Annotated in this window: 28 protein-coding genes; 11 read left to right on the top strand and 17 right to left on the bottom strand. The window is 72.7% G+C overall.

From position 1 onward, the window contains the following. Positions 1 to 23: 23 nt before the first annotated feature. The 5 genes from OG386_RS37400 to OG386_RS37380 form a co-directional block, all read right to left on the bottom strand. Positions 24 to 1,559, bottom strand: a complete 1,536-nt coding sequence (locus OG386_RS37400; protein WP_328791793.1) for a serine/threonine-protein kinase — start codon at positions 1,557 to 1,559, stop codon at positions 24 to 26. A 237-nt stretch (positions 1,560 to 1,796) separates the two neighbouring features. Continuing rightward, on the bottom strand, positions 1,797 to 2,771 hold the full coding sequence (locus OG386_RS37395) for an electron transfer flavoprotein subunit alpha/FixB family protein (protein WP_328791792.1): 975 nt from the start codon (positions 2,769 to 2,771) through the stop codon (positions 1,797 to 1,799). Positions 2,772 to 2,829: 58 nt separating this feature from the next. Next, complete coding sequence (locus OG386_RS37390; RefSeq protein WP_328791791.1) at positions 2,830 to 3,615, bottom strand: electron transfer flavoprotein subunit beta/FixA family protein; 786 nt, start codon at positions 3,613 to 3,615, stop codon at positions 2,830 to 2,832. A gap of 200 nt (positions 3,616 to 3,815) precedes the next feature. Continuing rightward, positions 3,816 to 4,391, bottom strand: coding sequence for a flavin reductase family protein (locus tag OG386_RS37385; RefSeq protein WP_328791790.1), 576 nt, complete (start codon positions 4,389 to 4,391; stop codon positions 3,816 to 3,818). A 279-nt stretch (positions 4,392 to 4,670) separates the two neighbouring features. Then, the gene (locus OG386_RS37380; RefSeq protein WP_328791789.1) at positions 4,671 to 5,000 is read right to left on the bottom strand and encodes a TlpA family protein disulfide reductase; all 330 of its coding nucleotides are present in this window, start codon (positions 4,998 to 5,000) and stop codon (positions 4,671 to 4,673) included. A gap of 235 nt (positions 5,001 to 5,235) precedes the next feature. On the opposite strand from OG386_RS37380, the gene OG386_RS37375 reads away from it, so the two are divergent. Further along, entirely contained in the window at positions 5,236 to 5,958 is a 723-nt protein-coding gene (locus OG386_RS37375) for a lysophospholipid acyltransferase family protein (protein WP_030013039.1), read from the top strand. A gap of 40 nt (positions 5,959 to 5,998) precedes the next feature. On the opposite strand, the gene OG386_RS37370 is transcribed toward OG386_RS37375, so the two are convergent. Then, on the bottom strand, positions 5,999 to 6,433 hold the full coding sequence (locus OG386_RS37370) for a hypothetical protein (RefSeq protein ID WP_328791788.1): 435 nt from the start codon (positions 6,431 to 6,433) through the stop codon (positions 5,999 to 6,001). 200 nt (positions 6,434 to 6,633) lie between these two features. After that, entirely contained in the window at positions 6,634 to 7,203 is a 570-nt protein-coding gene (locus tag OG386_RS37365; protein WP_328791787.1) for a CGNR zinc finger domain-containing protein, read from the bottom strand. 81 nt (positions 7,204 to 7,284) lie between these two features. Between OG386_RS37365 and OG386_RS37360 the strand changes: the two genes are divergently transcribed. Next, positions 7,285 to 8,556 (top strand): MFS transporter, encoded by a 1,272-nt coding sequence (locus OG386_RS37360; protein ID WP_328791786.1) that lies wholly within the window; start codon positions 7,285 to 7,287, stop codon positions 8,554 to 8,556. On the opposite strand, the gene OG386_RS37355 is transcribed toward OG386_RS37360, so the two are convergent. From OG386_RS37355 to OG386_RS37335, 5 genes are all read right to left on the bottom strand, one after another. Beyond that, positions 8,492 to 9,091, bottom strand: a complete 600-nt coding sequence (locus OG386_RS37355; protein WP_328791785.1) for a transglutaminase-like domain-containing protein — start codon at positions 9,089 to 9,091, stop codon at positions 8,492 to 8,494. The two genes, OG386_RS37360 and OG386_RS37355, sit on opposite strands and share 65 nt — an antisense overlap. 84 nt (positions 9,092 to 9,175) lie before the next feature. Further along, a complete protein-coding gene (locus OG386_RS37350) occupies positions 9,176 to 10,270 on the bottom strand; it encodes a threonine aldolase family protein (protein WP_405786376.1) in 1,095 nt (364 codons plus the stop codon). Next, entirely contained in the window at positions 10,249 to 11,010 is a 762-nt protein-coding gene (locus OG386_RS37345) for an SDR family NAD(P)-dependent oxidoreductase (RefSeq protein WP_327386961.1), read from the bottom strand. Before OG386_RS37345 ends, OG386_RS37350 begins: the two co-directional genes overlap by 22 nt. A 26-nt stretch (positions 11,011 to 11,036) precedes the next feature. After that, positions 11,037 to 12,443, bottom strand: coding sequence for a DUF6421 family protein (locus OG386_RS37340; RefSeq protein ID WP_328791783.1), 1,407 nt, complete (start codon positions 12,441 to 12,443; stop codon positions 11,037 to 11,039). A gap of 235 nt (positions 12,444 to 12,678) precedes the next feature. Continuing rightward, positions 12,679 to 13,800 carry an LLM class flavin-dependent oxidoreductase gene (locus OG386_RS37335; RefSeq protein ID WP_328791782.1) on the bottom strand — a complete coding sequence of 374 codons (1,122 nt, stop codon included), beginning with the start codon at positions 13,798 to 13,800 and terminating at the stop codon, positions 12,679 to 12,681. Between the two features lie 49 nt (positions 13,801 to 13,849). On the opposite strand from OG386_RS37335, the gene OG386_RS37330 reads away from it, so the two are divergent. Both OG386_RS37330 and OG386_RS37325 read left to right on the top strand, forming a co-directional pair. Then, complete coding sequence (locus tag OG386_RS37330) at positions 13,850 to 14,476, top strand: PadR family transcriptional regulator (protein ID WP_328791781.1); 627 nt, start codon at positions 13,850 to 13,852, stop codon at positions 14,474 to 14,476. A 190-nt stretch (positions 14,477 to 14,666) separates the two neighbouring features. Beyond that, a complete protein-coding gene (locus OG386_RS37325; protein ID WP_328791780.1) occupies positions 14,667 to 15,359 on the top strand; it encodes a glycerophosphodiester phosphodiesterase in 693 nt (230 codons plus the stop codon). Positions 15,360 to 15,392: 33 nt separating this feature from the next. Here OG386_RS37325 and OG386_RS37320 read toward each other — a convergent pair whose 3' ends face one another. Then, complete coding sequence (locus tag OG386_RS37320; RefSeq protein ID WP_328791779.1) at positions 15,393 to 15,932, bottom strand: GNAT family N-acetyltransferase; 540 nt, start codon at positions 15,930 to 15,932, stop codon at positions 15,393 to 15,395. A gap of 130 nt (positions 15,933 to 16,062) precedes the next feature. On the opposite strand from OG386_RS37320, the gene OG386_RS37315 reads away from it, so the two are divergent. The 4 genes from OG386_RS37315 to OG386_RS37300 all read left to right on the top strand — a co-directional run bounded on the left by OG386_RS37315 (position 16,063) and on the right by OG386_RS37300 (position 19,369). After that, positions 16,063 to 16,614: a DUF5134 domain-containing protein gene (locus tag OG386_RS37315; RefSeq protein WP_328791778.1), complete on the top strand. Its 552-nt coding sequence runs from the start codon at positions 16,063 to 16,065 to the stop codon at positions 16,612 to 16,614. An 81-nt stretch (positions 16,615 to 16,695) separates the two neighbouring features. Next, a complete protein-coding gene (locus tag OG386_RS37310; RefSeq protein ID WP_328791776.1) occupies positions 16,696 to 17,634 on the top strand; it encodes a M56 family metallopeptidase in 939 nt (312 codons plus the stop codon). Between the two features lie 325 nt (positions 17,635 to 17,959). After that, positions 17,960 to 18,619: a phosphatase PAP2 family protein gene (locus OG386_RS37305; RefSeq protein ID WP_328791775.1), complete on the top strand. Its 660-nt coding sequence runs from the start codon at positions 17,960 to 17,962 to the stop codon at positions 18,617 to 18,619. Between the two features lie 102 nt (positions 18,620 to 18,721). Beyond that, positions 18,722 to 19,369, top strand: coding sequence for a TetR/AcrR family transcriptional regulator (locus OG386_RS37300; RefSeq protein ID WP_328791774.1), 648 nt, complete (start codon positions 18,722 to 18,724; stop codon positions 19,367 to 19,369). A 2-nt stretch (positions 19,370 to 19,371) separates the two neighbouring features. Here OG386_RS37300 and OG386_RS37295 read toward each other — a convergent pair whose 3' ends face one another. Further along, positions 19,372 to 20,856: an LVIVD repeat-containing protein gene (locus tag OG386_RS37295; RefSeq protein ID WP_328791773.1), complete on the bottom strand. Its 1,485-nt coding sequence runs from the start codon at positions 20,854 to 20,856 to the stop codon at positions 19,372 to 19,374. Positions 20,857 to 20,931: 75 nt separating this feature from the next. Here OG386_RS37295 and OG386_RS37290 point away from each other — a divergent pair, with 75 nt between their 5' ends. The 3 genes from OG386_RS37290 to OG386_RS37280 all read left to right on the top strand — a co-directional run bounded on the left by OG386_RS37290 (position 20,932) and on the right by OG386_RS37280 (position 23,773). Next, the gene (locus OG386_RS37290; RefSeq protein ID WP_405786377.1) at positions 20,932 to 21,645 is read left to right on the top strand and encodes a DUF305 domain-containing protein; all 714 of its coding nucleotides are present in this window, start codon (positions 20,932 to 20,934) and stop codon (positions 21,643 to 21,645) included. A gap of 52 nt (positions 21,646 to 21,697) precedes the next feature. Further along, positions 21,698 to 23,062 (top strand): FAD-dependent oxidoreductase, encoded by a 1,365-nt coding sequence (locus OG386_RS37285; RefSeq protein ID WP_328791772.1) that lies wholly within the window; start codon positions 21,698 to 21,700, stop codon positions 23,060 to 23,062. 141 nt (positions 23,063 to 23,203) lie between these two features. After that, a complete protein-coding gene (locus tag OG386_RS37280; protein ID WP_328791771.1) occupies positions 23,204 to 23,773 on the top strand; it encodes a prealbumin-like fold domain-containing protein in 570 nt (189 codons plus the stop codon). A gap of 302 nt (positions 23,774 to 24,075) precedes the next feature. Here OG386_RS37280 and OG386_RS37275 read toward each other — a convergent pair whose 3' ends face one another. From OG386_RS37275 to OG386_RS37265, 3 genes are all read right to left on the bottom strand, one after another. After that, positions 24,076 to 24,399 carry a hypothetical protein gene (locus OG386_RS37275; protein ID WP_328791770.1) on the bottom strand — a complete coding sequence of 108 codons (324 nt, stop codon included), beginning with the start codon at positions 24,397 to 24,399 and terminating at the stop codon, positions 24,076 to 24,078. 8 nt (positions 24,400 to 24,407) lie between these two features. Further along, a complete protein-coding gene (locus tag OG386_RS37270) occupies positions 24,408 to 24,755 on the bottom strand; it encodes an ArsR/SmtB family transcription factor (RefSeq protein WP_328791769.1) in 348 nt (115 codons plus the stop codon). Positions 24,756 to 24,893: 138 nt separating this feature from the next. After that, positions 24,894 to 25,994 (bottom strand): NADH:flavin oxidoreductase/NADH oxidase, encoded by a 1,101-nt coding sequence (locus tag OG386_RS37265; RefSeq protein WP_328791768.1) that lies wholly within the window; start codon positions 25,992 to 25,994, stop codon positions 24,894 to 24,896. Positions 25,995 to 26,043 lie beyond the last annotated feature (49 nt).

Below are 26,043 nucleotides of genomic sequence, written 5' to 3'. Positions count from 1 at the left end.
AGGTCAGCCGCTGCGGATCCGGATCAGGCCGGGGCCTGCACCGCCCGCAGGCGGGGAACGAAGACGGCCGTGACGAGGGCCGCGGCCGGCCACATCGCCAGCCCCCAGCCCACCGCCGCGTAGACGGCCCTGCCGTCGGCCGCCAGGATGCCGGCGAACACCACCGCGTTGAACAGCCCGGACTCCGTACCGAGCCAGGCCACCCAGGGGTCCCGCCGGGCCAGCGCGCCCACCAGCCCTCGGACGAAGTGCGACAGGAACAGCAGCACGAACCCCGACAGGAGCAGGACCAGCACCCCCGCCCACCACGGGGCCGGCGGCCAGAACAGCAGCAGTACGCCGATGAGGACACCGGCCGTCAGCGCCGCCGCGACCCCCCGGCTCTCCTCGTCGGGCACGTCGGCGGAACTCCTGGAGACGAGGAACGCCAGCAGGCAGGCGAGCAGCGCGGCCCCGAGCGCCCTGAGGGTCAGCGAGCCCCATTCGCCCAGGACGACGAGCTGGGTGTACACCCCGGCGGCGGCGAGCAACGAGCCCCACAGGAGCCGCGGCCGGGTGCCGGGTACCGACGAGGCCGGAATCGGGTGGCCGGTCCCCGCGCGCACGGCGGGGGCCGGCGGAGGCGGATCGGTTCCCAATGCGGTCTCGGTGTCGCGCCCGGGCGCCGGACCGGTCACCGCACGGGAGCGGGAACGGGACCGCGATCGGGATCGGGCACCGGTCGCCGCCTTGCGCAACCGGTCGATCACCTGCTCCGCGTCGGCCGGTCGTGCCGCGGGCTCCTTGGCCAGCAGCTCCAGCACCAGCCGTTCCAGTTCCTCGGGCACCGCGGGCCGGAGGTCCCTGATCGGGGCGGGCTCACCGGTGAGGTGCTGCGAGAGCACCGACAGCCCGGAACCGGTGAACGGCGGCCGGCCGGCCAGCAGTTCGTACAGCATGCAGCCGAGGGAGTACAGGTCGCTGCGGCCGTCGATGCGACGGTCGCCGCGCGCCTGCTCCGGGGACATGTAGGTCGGCGTGCCGATGGCCGCGCCCGTGGCCGTCAGACCGGTCCCGGTCTCTTCCGCGAGGCGGGCGATGCCGAAGTCGCAGATGGTGACGTCGGCCTCGGCGGGCCCGTGGACCATGATGTTGGCCGGCTTGATGTCCCGGTGGACCACACCGGCCCGGTGCGCGGCGGCCAGGCCTTCACAGATCTGGACCGCCCACCGGACCACGGCGGCGGGGTCCGCACCCGAGCGGTGGTCGCGCAGCACGGCGGTCAGGGGCCGCCCGCGCACGAGCTCCATCACGAGGAAGAGCACCGGGCGGCCGTCGACCTCGACCTCGCCGTGGTCGTGGACGGTCACGATCCGGGGATGGGTCAGGCCCGCGGCCGTGCGGGCCTCTTTTCTGAACCGCTCTTCCAGGAGGTGGTCACCGGCCACGCCCCGGGAGATCACCTTGACCGCGACCTCCCGGTCGAGCCTCAGGTCCCGGGCCTGCCACACCTCGCCCATCCCACCGGCCCCGAGCCTGCGCTCCAGCCGGTAGCGCCCCTCCAGTAACGCGCCCCGCATCGGAAGAACTCCCTCCCCCGCTCCCGGGCCCTCCCCGGGCTGATCGCAGCGTACGCCCCTCCGCCGGCCGAACGAGAGGGGTTGGCGGAGCACCCCCCGTACGGGCACGACGGGGGCCGAAGACGACGAGGGCCTCCCGGTCCGGTGGGGACGTCACCGTCCACACCGGGCCCGGAAGGCCCTCACTCGTTCGTGCACCCGGTACGCGTCGCGTCCTCGTCCCGGGGGTCGGGGCGACTAGCCCTTGCGCGCCTTGATCTCGTCGGTCAGCTGCGGGACGACGGCGAAGAGGTCGCCGACGACGCCGTAGTCGACGAGGTCGAAGATCGGGGCCTCGGCGTCCTTGTTGATGGCCACGATGGTCTTCGAGGTCTGCATGCCGGCCCGGTGCTGGATCGCGCCCGAGATGCCGGAGGCGATGTACAGCTGCGGGGAGACCGACTTGCCGGTCTGGCCGACCTGGTTGGAGTGCGGGTACCAGCCGGCGTCCACGGCGGCACGCGAGGCGCCGACGGCCGCACCGAGGGAGTCCGCGAGGTCCTCGATGATGTGGAAGTTCTCGGCACCGTTGACGCCACGGCCGCCGGAGACGACGATCGCGGCCTCGGTCAGCTCGGGGCGACCGGTCGACTCGCGCGGGGTGCGACCGGTGACCTTGGTGCCGGTGGCCAGGGCGCCGAAGGTGACGGCGAGCGCCTCGACGGCGCCGGCGGCGGGGGCGGCCTCGACCGGGGCCGAGTTCGGCTTCACGGTGATGACCGGAGTGCCCTTGGAGACGCGGGACTTGGTGGTGAACGACGCGGCGAAGGCGGACTGCGTCGCGACCGGACCCTCGTCACCCGCCTCCAGGTCGATGGCGTCGGTGATGATGCCCGAACCGATGCGGACGGCCAGGCGCGCGGCGATCTCCTTGCCCTCGGCGGAGGACGGGACGAGCACGGCGGCCAGGGAGCCGGCGGCGGACACGAGCTCGAAGGCGGCCTGGAGCGCGTCCACCTTCGGTACCACGAGGTACTCGGTGAACTCGGGGGCGTCGGCGGTGAGGACCTTGACCGCACCGTGCTCGGCGAGCACCGCGGCGGTGGCGTCGGCACCGGCGCCCAGGGCGACGGCGACGGGCTCGCCGATGCGGCGGGCCAGCGTCAGCAGCTCGAGGGTGGGCTTGCGGACGGCGCCGTCCACGTGGTCGACGTAGACGAGAACTTCAGCCATGGGACTGCTCTCCTGCGATTGCGAAGTGTCTGGGGGCTAAGAGGGGTGGCCGAGGTTCTTAGATGAACTTCTGGCCGGCCAGGAACTCGGCCAGCTGCTTGCCGCCCTCGCCCTCGTCCTTGACGATCGTGCCGGCGGTACGGGCCGGGCGCTGCGCCGCGGAGTCGACCGCGGTCCAGGAGCCTTCGAGGCCGACCTCGCCGGACTCCAGGTCCAGGTCGGACAGGTCCCAGGACTCGACCGGCTTCTTCTTGGCGGCCATGATGCCCTTGAAGGACGGGTAGCGGGCCTCGCCCGACTGGTCCGTCACCGAGACGAGCGCGGGGAGGGAGGCCTCCAGCTGCTCGCTCGCGGTGTCGCCGTCGCGGCGGCCGGTCACGGTGCCGTCCTCGACCTTGACCTCGGAGAGCAGGGTGACCTGCGGGACGCCCAGGCGCTCGGCCAGGATCGCCGGCAGCACGCCCATGGTGCCGTCGGTCGACGCCATACCGGTGATGACCAGGTCGTAGCCGGCCTTCTCGATCGCCTTGGCGAGCACCAGCGAGGTGCCCATGACGTCGCTGCCGTGCAGGTCGTCGTCCTCGACGTGGATGGCCTTGTCGGCGCCCATCGAGAGCGCCTTGCGCAGCGCGTCCTTGGCGTCCTCGGGGCCCACCGTCAGAACGGTGATCTCGGCATCGTCGGCCTCGTCGGCGATCTGCAGCGCCTGCTCGACGGCGTACTCGTCGAGCTCCGACAGCAGGCCGTCGACGTCGTCACGGTTGACGGTCAAGTCCTCGGTGAACTGCCGGTCGCCCGTGGCGTCGGGCACGTACTTCACACAGACAACGATCCTCAGGCTCACGCCGGCTCTCCTACCGCATCGTCTTTTCTGGTACCGCCTTATGCAGGCAGCATAGGCGCCTTGTCGGGCGGATCCCGGTCGGGGCGGCCCGCGCTCCGAAGGGAATGTTACTCGTCAGTACACCGTGGGTCCCGCCAAGCCGCAAGGCTGGTGAGCTGTGATCTGCCCAACGCCGCCCGACCCTGCCAAGCAGGGACGATTCAGTCGCGCAACGCGTTGAAGCGCCCCTGGTGGTACAGCAGGGGACGACCTTCCCCGGCCGGATCCCCGACGACCGCCTCAGCGATGATCACACGATGTTCGCCGGCGGGCACACGTGCGACCACCCGACAGACCAGCCACGCCAGTACGTCGTCCAGCACCGGTACCCCGTGCGGGCCACCGGCCCAACCGGTCGGCGGGCCGAAGCGGTCGGCTCCGCTGCGGGCGAACAGGCCCGCCAGCTCCCGTTGGTGCTCGCCCAGTATGTGGACGCCGAGGTACTCGCTGTCGCGCACCGCGGGCCAGCTGGAGGCCCCGGTGGAGATCGTGAAGGACAGCAGCGGCGGATCGGCGGAAACGGAGTTGAGCGAGGTGGCGGTGAACCCCACCGGGCGCCCGCCGTCCTGGGCGGTGATCACCGCGACCCCCGCGGCGTGCTGCCGGAAGACCGAACGCAGCAGGTCGGGCGAGCCGGTGCGGGCCGTGTCGGTGACCGTTGCGGCGCCGGAGCGGGGGGAGAGGGGGGAACGGGGGGACGGAGCCGTCGGGACCGTCGGGACCGTCGGAGCAGTCATCAGGGTTCTGCCTTCTGCCGCGGGACACGCGGGCACTGTCGGGGATCGGGGGCCGGGCTGTTCAGTGGCCCCGACAGCGCGCGCTCGCGTGGCGGACCAGGTCCACATGGACCCGTCCGTAGAGCAGGAGTTCATACCGCATGCCGCCAGCGTGGCGATCTCCCGTGGACGCAGTCAAGCGAGATCGGGCAGATGTCAGGCGCGTCACGCTGTGTGCGGGCGCGCGCACCGGCGCCTCCGGCCCCGCCGCGTCGGGCCTCCCGACGGCCGGGCCGCGCGTCATACGGCGGCTCCGAGGGCGGCGATCACGTCCACCTTGCGCGGCATTCCGGCAGCCCGCCGCACGATCCGACCCGTCCGGTCCAGGACCAGCACGGTCGGGGTCTTCTCGATCCCGAGGGCCCGCACCAGGGCGAGCCGCTCCTCCGCGTCGATCTCGATGTGCGCCACCCCGTCCACCATCGCCGCGACCTCGGCGAGGATCCGCCGCGTGGCCCGGCAGGGCTGGCAGAAGGCGCTGGAGAACTGCACCAGGCTGGCCCGCTCCCCCGGTTCTACGCCCAGTTCGGCCGCGCCCAGCCGGGTCCGCGCGTCTTCCTGCTCGAGCACCCGCGCTCCCCTCGCCGCATTTCGTCCGCGTACATCATCCTCGTACGCTCGTCCGTGGAACGGAGCGCCCCACGGGCCCGCGACATTCCCGGCGTGATGAGAATCTCGCCGGGTAGGGGCGTCTGGACTGGCCAGCGGGCCGCGTATGGGGCACGATCCCCATGGTCGCGTACCTACGCTTCCGTAACTTCCGGCCGGGAGCACCTCCCCAGGCAGAAAGCGGGGTCTCCCCACCATGGCTGAGCTCGTCTACCCTCCGGTGATCGGCGCCGCGCACGGACTCTTCCGCGCGCTGGACATCCGCATCGACATGAAGGGCACCGAGAACATCCCCCGCAAGGGCGGTGCGGTCCTGGTGTCGAACCACATCGGATACCTCGACTTCATCTTCGCCGGCCTGACGGCGCGGCCGCAGAAGCGCCTGGTCCGTTTCATGGCCAAGGAGTCGGTGTTCCGGCACAAGGTGTCCGGTCCGCTGATGCGCGCGATGAAGCACATCCCCGTCGACCGCAAGCAGGGCGAGGCCGCCTACCAGCACGCCCTGGACTCGCTGCGGGCCGGCGAGATCATCGGCGTCTTCCCCGAGGCGACGATCTCCCAGTCCTTCACGCTCAAGAGCTTCAAGTCGGGTGCCGCGCGCATGGCGCAGGAGGCCGGGGTCCCGCTGATCCCGGTGGCGCTGTGGGGCACCCAGCGGCTGTGGACCAAGGGCCGTCCGAAGAACCTCAAGCGCAGCCACATCCCGGTGACGATGCGCGTGGGCGAGCCCGTGGAGGCCCCGGCCGACCAGTACGCCGGCGCCATCACCCGGCGGCTGCGCGAGCGCGTGCAGGAGCTGCTCGACGCCGCGCAGCGCGCCTACCCGGAGAAGCCCAAGGGCGCCGACGACTCGTGGTGGCTCCCGGCCCACCTGGGCGGAACCGCGCCGACGGCGGCCGAGGTCCGCGACGCCGGCTGATCACCTCCACCCATGACGCCGGCCTCCCGGCCGCCGGTACTCACGTCAGGGCGCCGCTGGGGGGCTCGCAGGGAGCGGCGAAGCACTGCCACTGCGGCTTCCCGTCCGGGACGTGCACCCCGTCGTCACCGTTCCTGCCGGGACGGTACTCGCCCCGCTCGTCGTGGCGGTCCCACGGGCCGTGGCCCCACGTGCCGTAGGGGTCCCACGCGTCGCGGGGGTCCGTTCCCGGACCGGTGTGGCCCGGGGGTTCGCACGGGGCGGCGAAGCACTGCCACTGCTGCCGACCGTCCGGGACGTGCACCCCGCCGTCGGTGCCGTCCGCCACGACCCCGTGCGGCGCCGTCGGGGTGGCGGCGAAGGCGGTCGAGGGTACGAGCACGCCTCCCGCGGCGACGGCGGCCGAGGCGACGAGCAGGGCGAGGCGTCGGGCGCGGGGTCGGGGTCGGGGTCGGGGTCGAATGTGGTGGGTCATGGCCGTTCTCCTCGCGAAGGAAGCCGGAATGGTCCCCTCCAGTAGGGCGCGTCCGGCGTCTCCCGTCATGCCGCTGGATCTCGTGGCTTGACGGATCGAAGAGGCGCCGGTTCGACCGCCGACCGGTGTGCGCGAGCGCGTGGCCGTACGCCTCGACGGCGTCCTCGCGCGGCCCGGGGCGAGCGAGCTTCGCGGGGGCCTCAGCCCTCCCCCTCCGCCCTCCGACGACGATGGGCCGCGACCCGCGCCCGCGTGGCACAGCTGCCGGAGCAGTAACGGCGCGCGCTCCCCGGCCCGGTGGCGAGGAAGAACCGCCCGCAGCCCGCCGCGGCGCAGGCGCCCCAGGCGATCCGCCCGTACTCCGTGAGCAGCTGGGCCAGCGCGAGGGCGCCCGACGCGAGGAACCACTCGCCCCAGCCGGCCCGATCACCCCGGTCGACGTGCAGGTGCCAGGGGTGGCCGTCGTGCCGGGTCAGGCGGGGGCGGGTGCCGTACTCCGCGAACAGCGCGTTGAGCGCCTCGGCAGCGCGGTCCTCGTCGCCCTCCCCGAGCACCTCCCCCATCCGCCGGGCCGCGGCGCGCAGTTCGGCCGCGCTCGCCTCGGGGAACGCCTCCTGCGTGAGGTCGGCGGGACGCTCCCCGTGCCCGGCCAGCAGCTCCGCGAGCGCGGCGCGGGGCAGTTCGGGGGCCGCCCGGACCGCTTCGGCGAGGTCGATCAGCCTCCGTGCCGCCGAGGAGCCGCCCCGCGCGTCACCCGTCCGCACGTCCATCCGCACATCCTTTCGCCATACACGCGCATGACGTAACGTCTTGTACGTCTATGGCGTTACAGCATACGGGGGAGGGGTCCCATGGGCGGATTCGGGCGGTACCTGGCGGCCGCGCTGGCCGCGCGCATCGCCTCGGAGGGCATGGGCATGGCCGTGGTGCTGTTGGCCCTGGAGCGCACCGGGAGCGCGGCGCACGGGGCGTTCGTCCTGACGGCCTGGCTGGCCCCGCACGTCCTGGCGGCCCCGCTCGCGGGCGCAGCGGCGGCCCGGACCCGCCGGCCGCGCCTGTTCCACGCCGGCGCCCTGGCCGGGTTCGCGACGGCCGTCGCGGCGCTGACCCTCCTGCTCGGCCGGGCCCCCGCCCCGCTGGTGCTGGTCGTGGCGGTGCTCGGCGGCTCCTGCGGGCCGATGGTGACGGGCGGGCTGTCCAGCCTGATCACCGGCCTGGTTCCGGCAGGCCCCGGGCGGGACCGGGCGTACGGCTGGGACGCCACGACCTACAACGCGGCGGCCGTCACCGCGCCGGCGGCGGTCGGCCTGGTCGCGGCGCTGGGCTCGGCCGGACCCGCCATGGCCGTCCTGGCGGCGTCCGGAGCCCTGGCGGCCACGCTGGCGGCCACCCTCCCGTACGAGGACCAGGGCGCGGGCCGGGCCCCCGGCGCACCCCGGGCCGAGCTGGGCGCGGGGCTCGCGGCCCTGTGGCGGGTCCGTGAGCTGCGGGCGGTCACCTCGGCGACGACCCTGGGCTTCGTGGGCATCGGCTCGCTCACCACCGTCTCGGTGCTGCTGGCCACGGAGCTCGGCAGCCCGGGCGGCGGGGGCGTGCTGATGACGGCCTTCGCGGTGGGCGCGCTGGGGGGCTCCCTCACGCTGGGCCGGATGACGTCCGTGGAGCCCGGCCGGCTGGTGCGGTGGGCCCTGGCCGGGACCGGGGCGGCCCTCGCGGCGGCCGCGTTCGCCCCGTCGGTTGCCGTGACGGCGGCGCTGTTCGCGCTCGCCGGGGTGTGCGACGGGCCGCTGCTCACGGCCACGCTGCGGATCCGCGCGCAGTACGCGCCGGACGGGGTGCGGACCCAGGTGTTCACCCTGGGCGCGGGGCTGAAGGTGACGGCGGCGTCGACAGGGGCGGCCCTGGTGGGGATCGTGGCCGATGCGCCCGCGGCGGCACTGCTGACCGGGATCGCCGGACTGCTGCTCGCGGCGGCGCTGCTGCACGTCGTGGTGGTGGCGCCGGAGCCGGGACGCCCCCGCCGGGCCCGCCGGCCCGGACGGCCCGCCCGCGCCGGCGCTACAGGGCCGTCGGCAGGTTCCGCCACAGCTGCGGCCGGTCCGCGGACTCCTGAAGGACCTTGAGCACGGCCGGGTGCGGGGCGGCGTAGAGCTCGGGGTAGTCGATCTCGCCGAGTTCCGGGCGTACGGGGAAGGCCAGCCGTTCCCGGTCGAGGTCGAACCGGGCGTCCACGCCGGGCTTGTTGCCGCGCGGGTCGAGACGGGACCAGCGGGTGGCGCCGGGCAGCCGCAGGGCGATCAGGCCGTGCACGACGGGGTTCGCACCGTCGTCGTCGGCGAGGCGCTGGTAGCACAGGGCTCCCGGGATGCCCTGGGCGCGCAGCAGGGCGACGAGGGCATGGGATTTGGCGTAGCAGATGCCGCCCGGGGTGGCGAGGACGTCGGAGGCGCGCCAGACGACGCGCGGGTCGCCCGCATCACCCGAGTGCGGGATGGTGTCGCGGACGTGCTCGAAGGCGGCTTTGGCGTATGAATATGCGTCGCCACTGGCGGACCAGAGGGCGTCGGCGGTTTCCTGTACGACCGGATTCCAGTGGTCGATCACCCCGTCGGACGCCAAGTAGGCGTGGATGTCCGGGCTCTGTTGGATCAGCTGCATGGCCGGAGCATAGGCAAACCCCTGACCGTAGATCAATAGATTTACGGTCAGGGGTATAGCTATGCAATCTTTGCGATGTGCCGACTATCGCGCCAGCTCTTCCTTCAACGCCTGGAGGAAGCCGTCCACGTCCTCTTCCTGGGTGTCGAAGCCGCACATCCACCGGACGTCACCCGCGGCCTCGTCCCAGAAGTAGAAGCGGTAACGCTGCTGCAGCCGCCGCGAGACCTCGTGGGGCAGCCGCGCGAACACCGCGTTCGCCTGCACCGGGTAGAGGATCTCCACGCCGTCCGTCTCGCGCACGCCGGCGGCGAGCCGCTGCGCCATCGCGTTGGCGTGCCGGGCGTTGCGCAGCCACAGGTCCTTGGCGAGCAGGGCCTCCAGCTGCACCGACACGAAGCGCATCTTGGACGCCAACTGCATCGACATCTTGCGGATGTGCTTCATCTGCCGGACCGCGTCCGGGTTGAGCACCACCACGGCCTCGCCGAACATCATGCCGTTCTTGGTGCCGCCGTACGACAGCACGTCCACGCCGACCGCGTTCGTGAAGGCGCGCATCGGCACGTCGAGGGAGGCCGCGGCGTTGGCTATCCGGGCACCGTCGAGGTGGACCTTCATGCCGAGCCCGTGGGCGTGCTCGCAGATCGCCCGGATCTCGTCCGGCGTGTAGACCGTGCCCAGCTCGGTGTTCTGGGTGATCGACACGACCTGCGGCATCGCCCGGTGCTCGTCCTCGAAGCCCCAGGCCTCCTGGTCGATCAGCTCGGGGGTGAGCTTGCCGTCCGGGGTCGGTACGGCGAGCAGCTTGAGGCCCGCCATCCGCTCCGGCGCGCCGCCCTCGTCCACGTTGATGTGGGCGCTCTTGGCGCAGATCACCGCACCCCAGCGGTCCGTCATCGCCTGGAGGGCGGTGACGTTCGCGCCGGTGCCGTTGAAGACCGGGAAGGCTTCCGCGTACGGCCCGAAGTGGCTGCGGATGACCTTCTGCAGGTGTTCGGTGTAGTCGTCCTCGCCGTAGGCGACCTGGTGGCCGCCGTTGGCGAGCGCGACGGCGGCCAGGACCTCCGGATGCACTCCCGCGTAGTTGTCGCTCGCGAACCCGCGCACCGCCGGGTCGTGGTGGCGCCGGGCGTCGGTCTTCCCTGCCTCGGTTCTCACGGTTGCGGAGTGAGCCACAGACGCTGTCCGTTCACATCGATGGCGGGCCGCTCCCAGACGCCGGCGATGGCCTCGGCCAGTTCCGTCACGTCGGTGAAGCCCGCGAACTTCGCACTGGGACGCTCGGCGCGCATCGCCTCGTGCACCAGTGCCTTGATGACCAGGATCGCAGCTGCCGCGCCGGGGCCCTCGTCACCCCCCGCCTTGCGGAAGGAGTCCGCCATGGCCAGGGTCCAGGCCTCGGCCGCCGCCTTGCCCGCGTTGTACGCGGCGTTGTTGGCGACGGGCTTGTGCGCCCCGGACTGGCTGATCAGCACGTAGCGCCCGCGGTCGCTGCGCAGCAGCCCGTCGTGGAAGGCCAGCGAGGTGTGCTGGACCGTGCGGATGAGGAGCTTCTCCAGGAAGGTCCAGTCCGCGAGGTCCGTATCGGTGAAGGTCTTGCTGCCGCGCCAGCCGCCGACGAGGTGCACCAGGCCGTCGATCCGGCCGAACTCCTTCTCGGTCTGCTCGGCCCAGGCCTTGGTGGCGTCCAGGTCGAGCAGGTCCACGGTGTCACCGGTGATGGTGGCGCCACCGTGGGCGTAGCGCGCTGCGTCCACGGCCTCCGCGAGCCGCGCCGGATCGGCGTCGGACGCGATGACCACCGCACCCGCCTCGGCGAGGCGGAGCAGGGTGGCGCGGCCGGCGGGCCCGCCGGCCCCGGCCACCGCCACCACCGCTCCGTGCAGCTTTCCGTTGCCGTTCCCGGAGCCGTTCATCTGTGCAGCCTCCTGTGCGCGAGTGCTCACGCGGCGACTCGCTCGGCCTGCTCCGCGTTCAGGGCGGTGATGCCCTTGGTCGCTGCGATCGTGCCCTTGAGCTTCTTGGCGAGCGCCTCAAAGAACATGCTGAGCGGAAACTCGTCCGGAAGCACGTCGTCCACGAGCTTGCGCGGCGGCTGCGTCATGTCCAGGGCGTCGGGGCCCTTGGCCCACTTGGAGCCCGGGTGCGGGGCGAGGTAGGTGGAGACCAGCTCGTACGCCTTGAACCAGTGCACGAGCTTCGGGCGGTCGATGCCGGCCCGGTACAGGTCCTCGATCTCGGCACACAGCTGGTTGGTGACCTGCGGGGCGCGCATCCAGTCGATCTTCAGCTTGTTGTCCGTCCAGCGCACGACGTCGTGCTTGTGGAGGTACGCGAAGAGCAGCTGGCCACCGAGGCCGTCGTAGTTGCGGTTGCGGTCGCCGGAGACCGGGAAGCGGAACATCCGGTCGAAGAGGACGGCGTACTGCACGTCACGGCCGTGCTCGTTGCCCTCGGACTCCAGCTTCACGGCCTCCTTGAAGGCGGTGAGGTCGCAGCGCAGCTCCTCCAGGCCGTACATCCAGAACGGCTGGCGCTGCTTGATCATGAAGGGGTCGAACGGCAGGTCGCCGTGGCTGTGGGTGCGGTCGTGGACCATGTCCCACAGGACGAAGGCCTTCTCGCAGCGCTCCTGGTCCTCGACCATGCGGGCGATGTCCTCGGGCAGGTCGATGCCCAGGATGTCGACGGCGGCCTCGGTCACCTTGCGGTAGCGGGCGGCCTCGCGGTCACAGAAGATGCCGCCCCAGGTGAAGCGCTCGGGGGCCTCGCGCACGGCGATGGTCTCCGGGAAGAGCACGGCGGAGTGGGTGTCGTAGCCCGGGGTGAAGTCCTCGAAGGTGATGCCGAGGAAGAGCGGGTTGTCGTACCGGGTGCGCTCCAGCTCGGCGAGCCACTCGGGCCACACCATCTTGAGCACGACGGCTTCCAGGTTGCGGTCCAGGTTGCCGTTCTGGGTGTACATGGGGAAGACGACGAGGTGCTGGAGCCCGTCGGCGCGCTCGGCGGCCGGGTGGAAGGCCAGCAGGGAGTCGAGGAAGTCCGGGACCTTGAAGTCGTCCGCGGCCCACTTGCGCAGGTCGGCGACGAGGGCCCGGTGGTACGCGGCCCCGTGCGGGAGCAGCGGCGACAGCGTCTCGACCGCCGTGATCACGCGATCCACCGCGGCCAGGACGGTGGCACGGCCGTGGGCGCCCTCGACCTCGAAGTCGATGGAGCCGTCCTTGGCCTGCCAGGGCCGGATCTCCTCCACGGCGGCCTTGAGCTCGGGCCACGCGGGGTGGTCGACCACCCGCGCTCCGGCGGTTATCACGGCGCCGCCGGTACCGGGCACAAGAGTTTCCGTCATGTCACTTCCTCCACAGGAGAACCTCACGTATGGGCAGAGTATGCGCGCGAGGCTCTCCCCCTCAAGAGGGAACTCGGGAAATTATCCTGCGTCACCCCCCATTTCACCGGAAGTCTTCCCGTTCGTTGGTGCGGAACCGACCACTCCGCCCAATTGCGCCAAGGCTTCTCCGGCTTGAAGCCGCCCGTCGGCCGGGCCGGGACGGACGGGTCCCGACGGGCCGCAGAGGCGCAGATCACACGCCCCGGAAGTGCGGAATGACCTTTTCGCCCCATTGCCTCAAGGTCTCCAGGCAGGCCTCCTGCTCCACCGTGCCCATCTGGATCAGGCACATGACCTCGTCGGCGCCCGCCTCCCGCAGCCGCTCCACGTACGCGATGGCGTCGTCCGCGGTCCCGTACGCGTGGTCGGCGTTGAAGGTGGCCGCCCCGGTCGGCCGGACCGGGATGTCCAGCTCGTGCAGCCGGGCCACCACCTGCTCGGCCGCCCTGCGCATCTCCGCGGCCTCGTCCGCGCCCGCCACCACGGCCTCGTCCGGGACGCCGGCCCCGCCGTACCAGTGGCCGATGGACTGGGCGAAGAACCGCTGCCCTCGGGTGCCGATCCGGCGCGCCTCCTCCCGGTCGTCGAGCACGATGGTCGGGCACAGCACGGAGAAGTGGTCGTTGACCACGGTGGACACGAACCGGCTGCCGTCCCGCCCGGCGACCGCCGCGTCGTAGACGGAGCGCATCCGCGCGATGGACTCGGGGCCGGCGAAGCCCATCACCAGCGCCCCGATCCCCAGCTCGGCCGCCTGGACGAGGGTCTCGCCCCGGCTGCACGCCAGGAACAGCGGCGGGTGCGGGGTCTGCCGCGGCCGCGGCAGGATCGGGTGCGGGTCGATGTCGATCAGCTCGCCGTGGTACTCCAGCTCCTCCTCCTGCCAGGCGCTGCCGATGATCCGCAGCGCCTCCTCGACCTCGGCCGTGGTGCGGTCCCGGTCCACCCCGCACAGAGAGGTCTCCTGCTCGGTGCCGCCGCGCCCGGCCCCGAGGTCGAGGCGCCCTCCCGAGAGCAGGTCGAGCATGGCGGCCCGCTCCGCGACCCGCACCGGGTGGTTGAAGTTGAAGGGCATGCACACGACGCCGTGACCGATGCGTATGGTGTTCGTCCTGGCCGCGACCCAGGTCAGGAAGATCTCGGGGGCACTCATGTGGGCGTACCACTTGAGCGAGTGGTGCTCGACCGCCCAGATCCGGTCGAATCCCACGCGTTCGGCGAGCACGGCCTGCTCGACGCAGTCGCGGATGAGCCGGTGCTCCCGTTCCACCGTCGGGTCGGCAAGCTGAGCTTCGAAGATCACGGAGAATTTCACTGTGCCTCCAGGGTTGGATCGCGTACCCGGTCTCACTTCAATTCGAAATATGACTAGTAGTCAGGAGTCGAAGAAGCAAGAGCTGCCGCCGACCGCGTGGGCCGTTCTGGGCCTGCTCTCCTTCCCCGGCGAGCGGACCGGCTACGAGCTGAAGAAGTGGGCGGACTCCTCCCTGCGCTTCTTCTACTGGTCACCGGCGATCAGCCAGATCTACGCGGAGCTGCGCCGCCTGGAGGAACGGGGCTACGCGGCCTCCGTGCGCTCGGGACCCGAGGAGGCGCGGGCCAAGCGGCGCTACGCCATCACCGACGCGGGACGCAGCGCGCTGGCCGGCTGGGCCGCCGACACCGGCGAGGCCGGGCCCCCCGTGCTCAAGCACGGGCTGCTGCTGCGGATCTGGCTCGGCCACCTGGCCGAGCCCGAGCGGCTGCGCGCGATGGTCGGCGAGCACCTGGAGCGCACCCGGGGCGAACTGGCCGCCGTACGGGAGGCCGTGGAGCACGCGAGCGGCGTACCGGAATGGACCTTCCCGACCCTTGCGCTGCGCTGGAGCGAGCGGCAGCACCTGGCCGAACTGGAGCTCGCCGAGGCCCTGCTCACCGACCTGGACGGGCTCGCCAGGGTCCGCGAGGAGCCGCGCCGTCAAGCCGACGGGGACGCGCCCACGCCCGGGTGACGCGACAGGCGCGGCACCGCTGCCGATGGGGCGCACGGCCCTGGCGGGAAGCGGCCGGGACGCTCCTCCGGGGCCGTGCACGCCCGGTCCCTTCGCACCCGCGGCGCACTAGCATGCGACCTCATCGCGCGCGGCCGGTCGGGACACCGAAGCCGCGCGGGGAGCCGCCGTCGACGGAAGCGAGAGAACCTTGACTTTCCTCACCATCGGTCACCGCGGGGTCATGGGTGTCGAACCGGAGAACACCCTGCGGTCGTACCTCCGAGCGGAACGTTGCGGCATGGACGTCATCGCTCTGGACCTGCGCCTGAGCAAGGACGGAGCCCTCGTCGCCGTGCACGACCCCGAAGTGGACCGGACCACGGACGGCTCGGGGGCCGTCGCCGATCTGACCCTGGCCGAATTGCGCGGGCTGGACGCCGGTCAGGGCGAGCACGTACCGGTCCTGGAGGAGGTCCTGGACGCGGTCCGGGTGCCGCTCCAGGTCTTCGTCGCCGACCTGGCCACGACTCCGGTGCTCGCCGAGCTGATGCTGCGCCGCGACCTGACCTCCCGGGTGGAGGTGGCCTCCGACCGGGAAGCGGTGCTCGCCGAGACGGCCCGGCTGGTGCCGGGCGTACGGACCGTCCTGTACGCGGCCTCCCCCGGCAGCGGAGCCGCGTCCGTCGTGGACCGGGCACTGGCCGTGGGCGCCAGGGCGATCGCCGTGTACATCCACCGGCTCAGCCTGGAGACGGTGGAGTCGGCGCACGCGGCGGGCCTGCGCGTGACGGGCCGGGCGGTGGACACCCTGGACCTGTTGCGACTCGCGCGGGCACTCGGACTGGACGGTGCGGCCACGGACTTCCCGGAGATCCGCAGCACCGGCCGCTTCACCGCCTGACGGCGTCCGGGGACGGCGCGGGGCGGCCTGCGCTCAGAGCGACTTGACCAGCAGCTCGAAGGCGAGGTCGTTGCGGAGCGGGACGCCGAAGCGCTCGTCACCGTAGGGGAAGGGGCTCATCTCGCCGGTGCGCCGGTAGCCGCGGCGCACGTAGTAGGCGATGAGCTCCTCCCGTACGTGCACCACCGTCATCCGCATCTCCTTGGCGCCCCACGTCTCGCGGGCGCGGCGCTCGGCCTCGGCCAGGATCTCCTTGCCGAGGCCCGCGCCCTGGAGGCCGGGGCGGACGGCGAACATCCCGAAGTAGACGTGGTCGTCCCGGTGTTCGAGCTGGCAGCAGGCGACGAGCTCGCCCGCGCGCTCGACGACGAGCAGGACCCCGTCCGGGGCGGCGATGACGGCGCGGACCCCGTCCGGGTCGGTGCGCTGTCCGTCCAGGTAGTCGGCCTCGGTCGTCCAGCCGGCCCGGCTCGCGTCCCCGCGGTAGGCGGACTCGACGAGTTCCACCAGTTCCGGCACGTCCGCCTCGACGGCGCTTCGGAAACTCAGGGCGGCGTGCTGGGCGGTCGACATCGGGCGCTCCGTTCAGTGCGGCGGCATATGACATGCCTGGCAGGCAGGGAGAGCGTATCCCGGAGCCGCGTGAGGGTGGTGTGAGAGGGGCATCTCTCCCCGTGACGCCGACGAACCGGGAGGTTCCGCCGTGCACGGTTCCGCCGCTTCCCTCACCACCTCCGTCTCCTCCTGGCTGTTGGTGCTGCTGTGCGCGGTGAGCGGTGCGTACTGTCTGCGGCGGGCGCTGGGGTCGGGCGGCGCCGCCGCGGAGGCGGTGATGGGATGGGGGATGGCCCTGATGGCCGTGCCCCTCGGCAGCGGCGGCGACGGGTGGCGGACGCCCGTGCTGGGCGTGGTCTTCTGCGGCGCGGCCCTGCACGCCCTGTGGCTGCTGCGGGGCGGACCGCACCACGCGCACCACCTGGTGGGCTCGCTGACGATGGTCTACATGGCCTTGCTGGCCGGGCCCGCGTCGGAGCACGGGCCGGAGCACTCCCAGGCGGCCGGGCCGCCCCTGCTGACGGGTGCGCTGCTCCTCTACTACGCCGGGTACGTGGTGCTCGGCGGAACCCGGCTGATCACCGCCGGCGACACCGTGTCCCCGCGACCGACCGCCGACCGGGGCGGACCCGCCGAACTCGTCCGCGCCTGCCGACTCGCCATGGGAATGGGGATGTTGGCCATGCTGCTCACGATGTGACGGCGGCGCCGGACGTGTCCTGCGTCACCAATGACCCGAGGGCGTACCCGCAGGTTGCCCCTCGCTCATAGGCTGGCGACCATGATGGTCCCCGCCGTTCTCCTGTTGCTCGGCGCCCTGACCGCGGTGCTCGCCCCCCGTCTGCTGGCCCGGGCCCGATGGCCCGAGCGCGAGCCGGTCGTCGCCCTGTGGGTGTGGCAGTGCGTGGTCGGCGCCGTGCTCCTGTGCTTCGGGCTGTCGATGCTGCTGAGCGCGGCGGCGGCCTGGCAGCAGGTCCGGGGCCGGCTGTTCGCCTCCGCCCCGCACGGGGTGGTCGACGCCTACGCCCTGGGCGCGGCAGGTGGTCCCTGGGCCGCCGTCACCGCGCTGGCGCTGGCGGGCGGCGGGCTGTGGACCGGGGCGATGCTGACCGGTGAGGTGCTGCGGGCGCGGGCCCGACGGCGTGCTCAGGGCAGCGAACTGCTGGTACGGGCCCCGCTGCTGCCCGGGGAGGACCCTACGGGCGCGCGGCTCGTCGTTCTGGAAGGTCCCCGGCCGGACGCATGGTGGCTCCCGGGCGCGGCCCCGCAGCTGGTGATCACGACGGCGGCGCTGGGCCGGCTCAAGGGCAGCCAGCTGGACGCGGTGCTGGCGCACGAGCAGGGTCACGCGGCGGCCCGTCACGACTGGCTGCTGAACTGTTCGCGGGCGCTGGCCCGGGGGTTCCCGCAGGTTCCGGTCTTCGCGGCGTTCGAGGCGGAGATGCACCGGCTGGTGGAGATGGCCGCCGACGACGTGGCCTCCCGGCGGTTCGGCCGGCTGACGATCGCGCTCGCGCTGGTCGGGCTCAACGAGGACCGGGGGGTGTTCACGGCCTCCTCGCCCGAGCACGCACACGTTCCGCAGCGGGTGCGCAGGCTGCTGTCGGCGACGCCCCGGCTCTCCCCCGGCCGCCGGCTGCGGCTGACGGCGCTGGCCACGCTGGTTCCGGCGATCCCGCTGCTGGTGGCCTTCGTACCGGGGCTGAGCGCCCTGGCGTGAGCCGTCCGCCGCGGGTCCTGCCCTGGGCAGCGTCCGCCGCGGATCCCGTCCCCGGGCGGGGACGCCTCCGCGGACGCCCCGGGACGGCCCCCGCCCGCCACCCGTACGGTCGTCGTCTCGAACGCGAGGACGACCGCACGGCCGTCCCGTCGCCCCCGGCACGGCTCCGTACCGGCCGGGTCAGGGCCGGTACGCGGCGTTCGGGGGCAAGGCGGCGCTTCAACTCGGCCGGAGAGCGACCGACTTCACGCGGGTGGCGGTCGACGGGCCGCACGCCCGGCGCTGCCCGGGGCCGCCGGCCGGGCGACGGTGCGAGGATCTCGGTATGCGGAACGATCACTTTCGGTGGATGGGCATCGGCTGCGCCCTGCTCGCAGTGCTCCTGACGGCGCTGGTGGTCGCGCAGTGGCGGCCGCTGCTCGCCTACGACGAGCGGGTCGCCCGTGATCTCCACGCGCACGCCGTCACCCACCCCGGGGTCACGCACCTGATGCAGGTGCTCAGCGACTGGGTGTGGGACCCCTGGACCATGCGGGCGCTGGCGGCGGTCGCCTGCGCGCTGTTGTGGTGGCGGGGCGATCGGGGGCGGGCGCTGCGGGTGGCCCTGGTGACGCTGGCGGCCTCGGCGCTTCAGCAGGGGCTGAAGGCGCTGGTGGGGCGGGAGCGTCCGGTGTGGCCAGATCCGGTGGACTCGGCACAGTACGCGGCCTACCCGTCCGGCCACGCCATGACGGCGACGGTGGTGTGCGGACTGCTCCTGTGGCTGCTCCCCCGCCCGGCCACGGGCCGGGTCCGGGTCGCCCGGGTGGTCGCCGCGTGGGCGGTGGCCGTGGTCTCGGTGCTCGGGGTCGGCTTCACCCGCGTGTACCTCGGGGTGCACTGGCCGTCGGACGTGCTGGCGGGCTGGCTCCTGGGAGTGGCCCTGGTGGCTCTCGCGACGTCCGTGCCCGTCCGCGAACGCGGTTGCGACCCGGTGGAACGGTGAGGGTACGGCGTGCCTGCCCTGGATGATCCCCCGTGTCACCCAGAGCAGGCGACCCCGTGCGCTGAGTATATTGGCCAGGAGCCAGTCAACGCAGGAGTAAGCATGTCCCCGCGCAGCGCATCGGTCAATGAAGAATTGCGCAGACGTTCCCGGGAGCGGCTGCTGCAGTCCACGGTCGAACTCGTGGCCGAGCACGGCTACGAGGCCACGACGCTCGGCGACATCGCCGACCGGGCGGGCACGGCACGCGGCCTGGTCTCGTACTACTTCCCGGGCAAACGGCAGTTGCTGCAGGCCGCGGTGCATCGGCTGATGTACCTCACGCTGCACGCCGCGCTGGAGCGGGAGCCCCGCAGCGAGTGCGGGCGCGAGAGGCTCGCGCGCGCCGTCGACGCGGTCCTGGGGCTCGCCCGGGACGAACCCCTGCTGATGCGCACGCACATGGCGGGCATCCTCACGGCCGAGGGCTTCGTGCAGTGCCCCGAGCAGCAACAGCTGGCGGAGCTGCTGCGGGACACCGTCGTCCGGTACGGCTCGGCGGACCCGGACGCGGACTATCCGTTGCTGCGGGCCCTGCTGATGGGCGCGGTCGTGGCGGTCCTGCTGCCCGGCGCCCCGATGCCGGCGCAACGGCTGCGGGCGGAGCTGTTCCAGCGCTACGGGCTGGACTGGGAGCTCGGCGTTCCGCCGGACGGCGGGCCGCCCGGCGGAACGCTTCCCTCACCCCCTTCGCACCCGTCGCACCCCTGAGGTCAGTGGTACTCGGGCTGGGTCTGCACGTTGAGCCGGTCCATCCGGACCCACTTGGCGCTCTCGGTGCGCCGGTCGTCGAGCCGCAGCACGTCGAGGCCCTTGACGATGTCGTTCGAGTAGACGTGCCCGTTGTAGTAGTACGCGGACCAGGACCCGCCGAGTCCGAGCTGGTCCGTCGTCAGCGGTCCGCGCTCGAAGTAGGCGATCTCCCTGGGTCGGGCGGAGTCGGTGAACTCCCATACGGAGACGCCGCCCTGGTACCAGGCCTGCACCATGATGTCGCGGCCGCCGCCGACCGGGACCAGCGAACCGTTGTGGGCCACGCAGTTCTCGGTGTCGGCCTGGTGGCGCGGGATCTTGAAGTAGCCGCGGAAGGCGAGTTTGCGCTGGTCCCCGCGGCCGGTGATGTCGTAGATCCCGTCGGCGCCGCGGTTCGGACCGGTGGCCTCGTTGCAGGTGGCGCCGCCACCGCCGCCGAGTTCGTCGGTGAACACCACCTTGTTCGCGCGCTCGTTGAAGGTGGCCGAGTGCCAGAACGCGAAGTTCACGTTGTCCTGGACCCGGTCGATGACCCTCGGCTGCTCCGGCTTGCTGATGTCGAAGAGGATGCCGTCACCCATGCAGGCGCCGGCGGCCAGGTTCTTCGACGGCAACACGGTGATGTCGTGGCAGCCGGTGGTCTTGGAGACGCCGGGGTTGGTGGGCGCGCCCGGGTTGCCGCCGTCGGGGAAGAGGACGGGGAAGGCGACGACGGCGGCCTGCGTCGGTGCCTTCTTCGGGACCTTCACGACCGAGATGCCGTCGTGCGGCGGCTTGCAGTCGGGGAAGGCCTCGTTCGGGGAGTACGAGGCGACGTAGAGGTAGATGTCGCGGTCGCCCGGCACCAGGGTGTGGGTGTGTGAACCGCAGGCGGTCTCGACGGACTTGATGTACCTGGGGTTCTTCTTGTCCTTGATGTCGAAGATCTTGATGCCCTCCCACGAGGACTTCTCCGTGGCGGGCTGCGAGACGCTGTTGCAGGAGTCGTCGCTGCGCGAGGAGTCGGTGGAGAGGAAGAGCAGGTCGCCGTGGACGGAGACGTCGTTCTGACCGCCGGGGCAGAGCACCTGGGTGACGGTCTTCGGTGCCTTGGGGTTCGCGATGTCGTAGATGGTGAAGCCGCTGTAGCTGCCCGCGTAGGCGTACCTGCCCTGGAAGGCCAGGTCGGTGTTGATCCCCGTGGGGTCGCTGCTGGGGATGTTGGCCAAGGGCTTGACGTTGGCGCTGTGCACGATCTCGTCCTGGCCGGGGATGTCGCCCGGGGCGAGCTCCCGGCCCTCGGCTGGGCCGGCGCCGTGCTGGTGCGCACTACCGGGCGCTAAGTCGCCCGGGTCGGGGGTCGCGGCCGCCGGTCCGGCCGCCAGGAGCGTGGCGAGGAGTCCGGCCGCGGCGACGGCCACCCCCACCCTCCTGTTCCGCACCCGCCTGCTGTGTAGCGAGGTCACTGTGCCTCCCTTGAGAGCCCGATCGGTTCCGCCCGTAGGGGAGCGGAACCCGGACCCCGGAAGTATCTTCCCTTCATGGACATGGCAAAAGACCTCAGGGGCCGCCGCCGGGCCTTACCGGCGCCGCCCGTCCGGTTCGCCGCGGTGGTGGCGGCCGCCGCCGGCCTCCTGCTGACGCTCTCCGGCTGCCAGGGGGACCAGGGACCGGACCGGGCCGACGACGGACGGGCCGCGGTCGTCGCGCCGGGCAGGCCGGGCGAGGCGGCCCGTCGCCTCACCCCCGAAGAGGCCGCGAAGGCGAAACCCGACGACAGCCCGAACGCCGCCGACCGCGCCTACGTCTCACACATGATCGAACACCACCGGCAGGCGCTGACGATGAGCGCGCTGGCACCGGAGCGGGCCGCGGCGGACGCGGTCAAACGGCTGGCGGAGCGGATCGCGGCCGCCCAGAAGCCCGAAATCGGCGCGATGGAGAAGTGGTTGGCCCGCCACCCCGCCACGGCCGTGCCCGCAGCACCGGCCGCGCCCGCGGCACCGGAGGCGGGCCACGACCACGGTGCGATGCCGGGCATGGCGACCGAGCAGCAGCTGGCGGAACTGACCGCGGCGAGGGGGACCGACTTCGACCGGCTCTTCGTGAAGCTGATGACCGCCCACCACGAGGGCGCCGTGAAGATGGCCGGCGAGGCGCTGGCGGGCGGGAACAACGTGGCGGTGGAGGAGATGGCCACGGAGGTGGTGGCCACGCAGAGCGCCGAGATCCACCGGATGCGCACGATGGGCTGACTCCGCGGGGGGCCGGTGTCATGCTGGGACCACCTGCGGGAGGAGCTCCGCCGTGCTTCGTGTCGCCGTTGTCGGTTCGGGCCCCAGCGGGGTCTACGCGGCCCAGGCGCTGGTGCAGCAGCGTGAAGTGCCCGGGGTGCGGGTGGACGTGCTCGACCGGCTCCCCGCCCCCTACGGGCTCGTCCGGTACGGGGTCGCCCCGGACCACGAGAAGATCAAGTCGCTCCAGGGCAGCCTGCGCACCGTGCTGGAGGACGAGCGGATCCGCTTCCTCGGAAACGTCGAGGTCGGCGGGGAGGCGCTGCCCACGAGCCGGCTGCTGGAGCTGTACCACGCGGTGGTGTACTGCGTGGGCGCGGCCCGCGACCGAATGCTGGGGATCCCCGGCGAGGAGCTGACCGGGGTGCACTCCGCCACGGCCTTCGTGTCCTGGTACAGCGGGCACCCGGACGCCGCCGCCGAGGCCTTCGACCTGCCCGGCGTGGATGCGGCGGTGGTGGTCGGGGCCGGCAACGTCGCGGTGGACGTGACGCGGATCCTGGCCCGGGGCCGGGCCGAACTGGAGCCGACGGACATGCCGCAGCCGGCGCTCGGCGCGCTGGCGCAGAGCGGGGTGCGCGCGGTGGCGATGGTGGCCCGGCGCGGTCCCTCGCAGGGCAGGTTCACCACCAAGGAGCTGCGTGAACTGGGCACGCTGCCGGGCGTGGACAGCTGGGCCGATCCGGCCGAGCTGGCCCTCGACCCCGTCTACGCCGACCCGGAGGCGGCCGCCGCCCTGCCGGCGGTGGCGCGGCGGAACCTGGAGGTACTGCGGGGCTGGGCCGGGGAGACCCCGAACGAGGAGGGGCGCCGGATCGCGCTGCGGTTCTACCTGCGCCCGGTGGAGATCCTGGGCGGGCCGGACGGCCGGGTCACCGGGATGCGTTTCGAGCGCACCGCTCCGGACGGCCGGGGCGGGGTGACCGGGACGGGCGTCCACGAGGACGTCGAGGCGCAGTTGGTGCTGCGCTCGGTGGGGTACCGGGGCGTTCCGCTCGCCGGGCTGCCCTTCGACCCCGCGAGGGGTACGGTCCCGCATGCGGCGGGCCGGGTGCTGCGCGCGGGCCGGGCCTCGGTCGGCGAGTACGTGGCGGGCTGGATCAAGCGCGGCCCGACCGGGGTCATCGGCACGAACCGGCCCTGCGCCAAGGAGACCGTGTCCTCGCTGCTCCAGGACGCGGGGGCACTGGCCCGACGCGACCTCCCCGGGGACCCGCTGGACGCCCTGCGGGCGGCGGGCCTGCACGCGGTCGAGTGGCCGGGCTGGCTGGCCATCGAGGCGGCCGAGGCCGATCTGGGGCGCTCCCTGGGCCGCCGCTCGGTGAAGATCCCGGACTGGACCGGTCTGCTGGCCGCGGCGGGCGAGGACCTCGCGTAGGCCGTCTCCCGCGGAAGTGCTTCCGGGTGGTCATCCGGCCGGAATGCCCTCGTACGGGGAGTGTCGCCGTGCCCGCCCGCGCACGCGGGCCGATCATGTCGCGGGAGCGAAGCCCCCGGAGCAGCATGCGGATGGAGTGTCATGGCACCGAACGATTTCCGCCGGTCGTGGGACGGGTGGCGGCCCTGGGTCCTGGCGATGGCCATGGCGACGACGGCGCTGCTGGTCTCGACGCCCTCGTACGCCGCGGCGACCGGGGCGGGCGCGGCCGCCCGGTGCCCGGACCGCGCCGTGGCCGGCGGCCACGGCGACCGGGGGTGGTGCCCCCCGCCCCAGTGCGAGGCCGGGCCTCCCGGTTGCGAGGGCCCCGGTGTGGCCACCGGTGACGTCACGGTGATCAAGGAGGACGGGCTGACCGGCAACCCCCTGGCCGGCGCCGTCTTCCAGCTCTGGGAGGAGACCAACGGCATCCCGGGACTCCAGACCACCGGCAGCGACCCGGACACCTCCATCGGCGACTCCTGCACCACATCGGCCGACGGCACGTGCACCCGCACCCTGCCGACCGGCGTCTACTACTGGCTGGAGACCCAGGCCCCGCCCGGCTACGACCTGCCCGCGAACCCGGTGTTCGGCCCACTGGTACTGACGGACGAGAACATCGCCGAAGGCGTGACGGTGACCGCCGACAACACGCCCACGCCCGTGTGACCGCCGGTGGGATCGCCCGGGCCGCCCCTCACGGCCCCGGTCGGGGAGGTGGGTAAGGTCCTCGCGCCGTGTTCGTGGCAGGTGATCGCCGGAGGGGGCTGTTGCGCGTGCGGGCAGCCTTTCGGGCCGTGGTGGCCGAAGCCGCCCCCTCGGACGTCGGCACGTTCGGCCCCTTCGAGCAACTGCGACGTCGTGCTCACGCGGCTGGTCTTCGGCAGGCCCAACGACTGGGCCAACACCGTGTTCGATTGCATCCCGGCCGACGAGATGCCGGGCCACTACTGAGCCCGTCCCCGGGCGTCTCAGCCGGTCCAGACCGTGTGGGTCATCTCGACCTGCCAGCCGCCGCCGAGCTCTTGGCACAGGGCGGCGAAGGCGGTGTCCGCCTGGCGGCGGAACAGCTGCCACTCCTCCCGCGGCCACGGCGACGGGGCCGGCGGGTCGTCCCAGTCGATCGACGACTGGTACCACTGGCACAGTCGCACCAGTTCGGTCCGGGTCTGCGCACTGATCGGCAGCCGGTCCAGCTCGCAGGGGGAGCCGTACGGGCCGTCCAGGTCCGGGGCGGCCGGCCACAGCGGGGTGTGCGGGACGCCGGCTTCGAAAAAGAATCGCAGACGGGGCAAGACGACCCCTAGGCGGTGAGCCGGGCGGCCTCGGCCGCGGCCGAGGCGAGGACGCTGTCGAGGAGGCCGGGGAAGAGCGCCTCCAGTTCCTCCCGGCGCAGGGCGTTGAGCTTGGTGGTGCCGCGGTAGGCCTGGCGTACGACGCCGCTCTCGCGGAGGACGCGGAAGTGGTGGGTGGTCGTGGACTTGGTGACCGGCAGGTCGAAGTACGAGCAGGCCAGGTCCTCGGCCGAGGCGGCCAGGTCCAGGACGATGGACAGCCGGACCGGGTCGGAGAGCGCGTGCAGCACGCCTTCCAGGCGGATCTCGTCCGCCTCGGGGTGGGCGAGGGTGCGGGAGGTGTCCCGTTCCGTCATGTCCCTGCTCCACTCACTCGATCGGTCCGCTCCGGATGGTGCGCGTCCCCATCGTACGAGAGTCGTCGAAGACGTCGGGCGGGTCGTGGAAACCGGCGGTACGGCTCCGGAGCCGGCGGCCCCGGAGCCGTACCCGCGTCACCAGGATCGGTGGTACTGCTCGGGCGTACGGATCTCCCCGCCCAGCTCCTTGGCCGCGCGGCGGGCCCAGTACGGGTCGCGGAGCAGCTCCCGGCCCAGCAGGACGGCGTCGGCCTCCCCGTTGGCGAGGATCTTCTCGGCCTGCTCCGGTTCGGTGATGAGGCCGACGGCAGCCACGGGGAGGGCGGTCCCGGCCTTGACCCGGGCCGCGAAGGGGACCTGGAAGCCGGGGCCGACGGGGATCTGCGCGTGCGGCGCGAGGCCGCCGGTGGAGACGTCGAGCAGGTCCACCCCGTGCTCCAGCAGCAGGTCCGCCAGCCGGACCGTCTCCTCGGCGGTCCAGCCCTCCTCCTCCAGCCAGTCGGTGGCGGAGATCCGGAAGAAGAGCGGGAGCTCCTCGGGCCACACCGCCCGTACGGCGTCGACGACTTCGAGGGCGAAGCGGGTGCGGTTCGCGAAGGAGCCCCCGTACTCGTCGGTGCGCCTGTTGCTGTGCGGGGAGAGGAACTCGCCGATGAGGTAGCCGTGGGCGCCGTGGATCTCGACGACCTCGTAGCCCGCGGCCAGCGAGCGCTCGGCGGCGGCCGCGAACTGGCCGGTGATCTCCCGGATCTCCTCGACCGTCAGTTCGTGCGGCACCGGGTGGTCCTCGGAGAACGGCAGCGGGCTCGGGGCGACCGGCTGCCAGCCGTGCTCCTCGGGCCCGACCGGCCGCCCGCCCTTCCAGGTGCGGTCGGTGGAGGCCTTGCGGCCGGCGTGCGCGATCTGGATGCCGGGGACGGCGCCCCGGGCCTTGACGAAGGAGGTGATCCGGCGGAGCGCCTCGACCTGGGTGTCGTTCCAGATGCCGAGGTCGTAGGGGGAGATCCGGCCTTCCGGGGAGACCGCGGTGGCCTCCTGGATGATCAGCCCGGTACCGCCGGCGGCGCGTGCGGCGTAGTGCGCGAAGTGCCAGTCGCCGGCCACGCCCGCGTTCGGGCCGAACGCCTCGGCGCTGTACTGGCACATCGGGGCCATCCACACCCGGTTCGGGATGGTGACGGAACGGAGCGTGTAGGGCGCGAACAGGGCGGCGAAGGCGGCGGGTGCAGCACTCATCAGGCTCTCCAGATACGACCGGGCATGCCGGGGATCGACTAAGTACGAG

Source organism: Streptomyces sp. NBC_00273 (assembly GCF_036178145.1).
In the GTDB taxonomy this organism is placed as follows: Bacteria; Actinomycetota; Actinomycetes; order Streptomycetales; family Streptomycetaceae; genus Streptomyces.
This window is presented reverse-complemented; position numbering and strand designations above follow the sequence as displayed.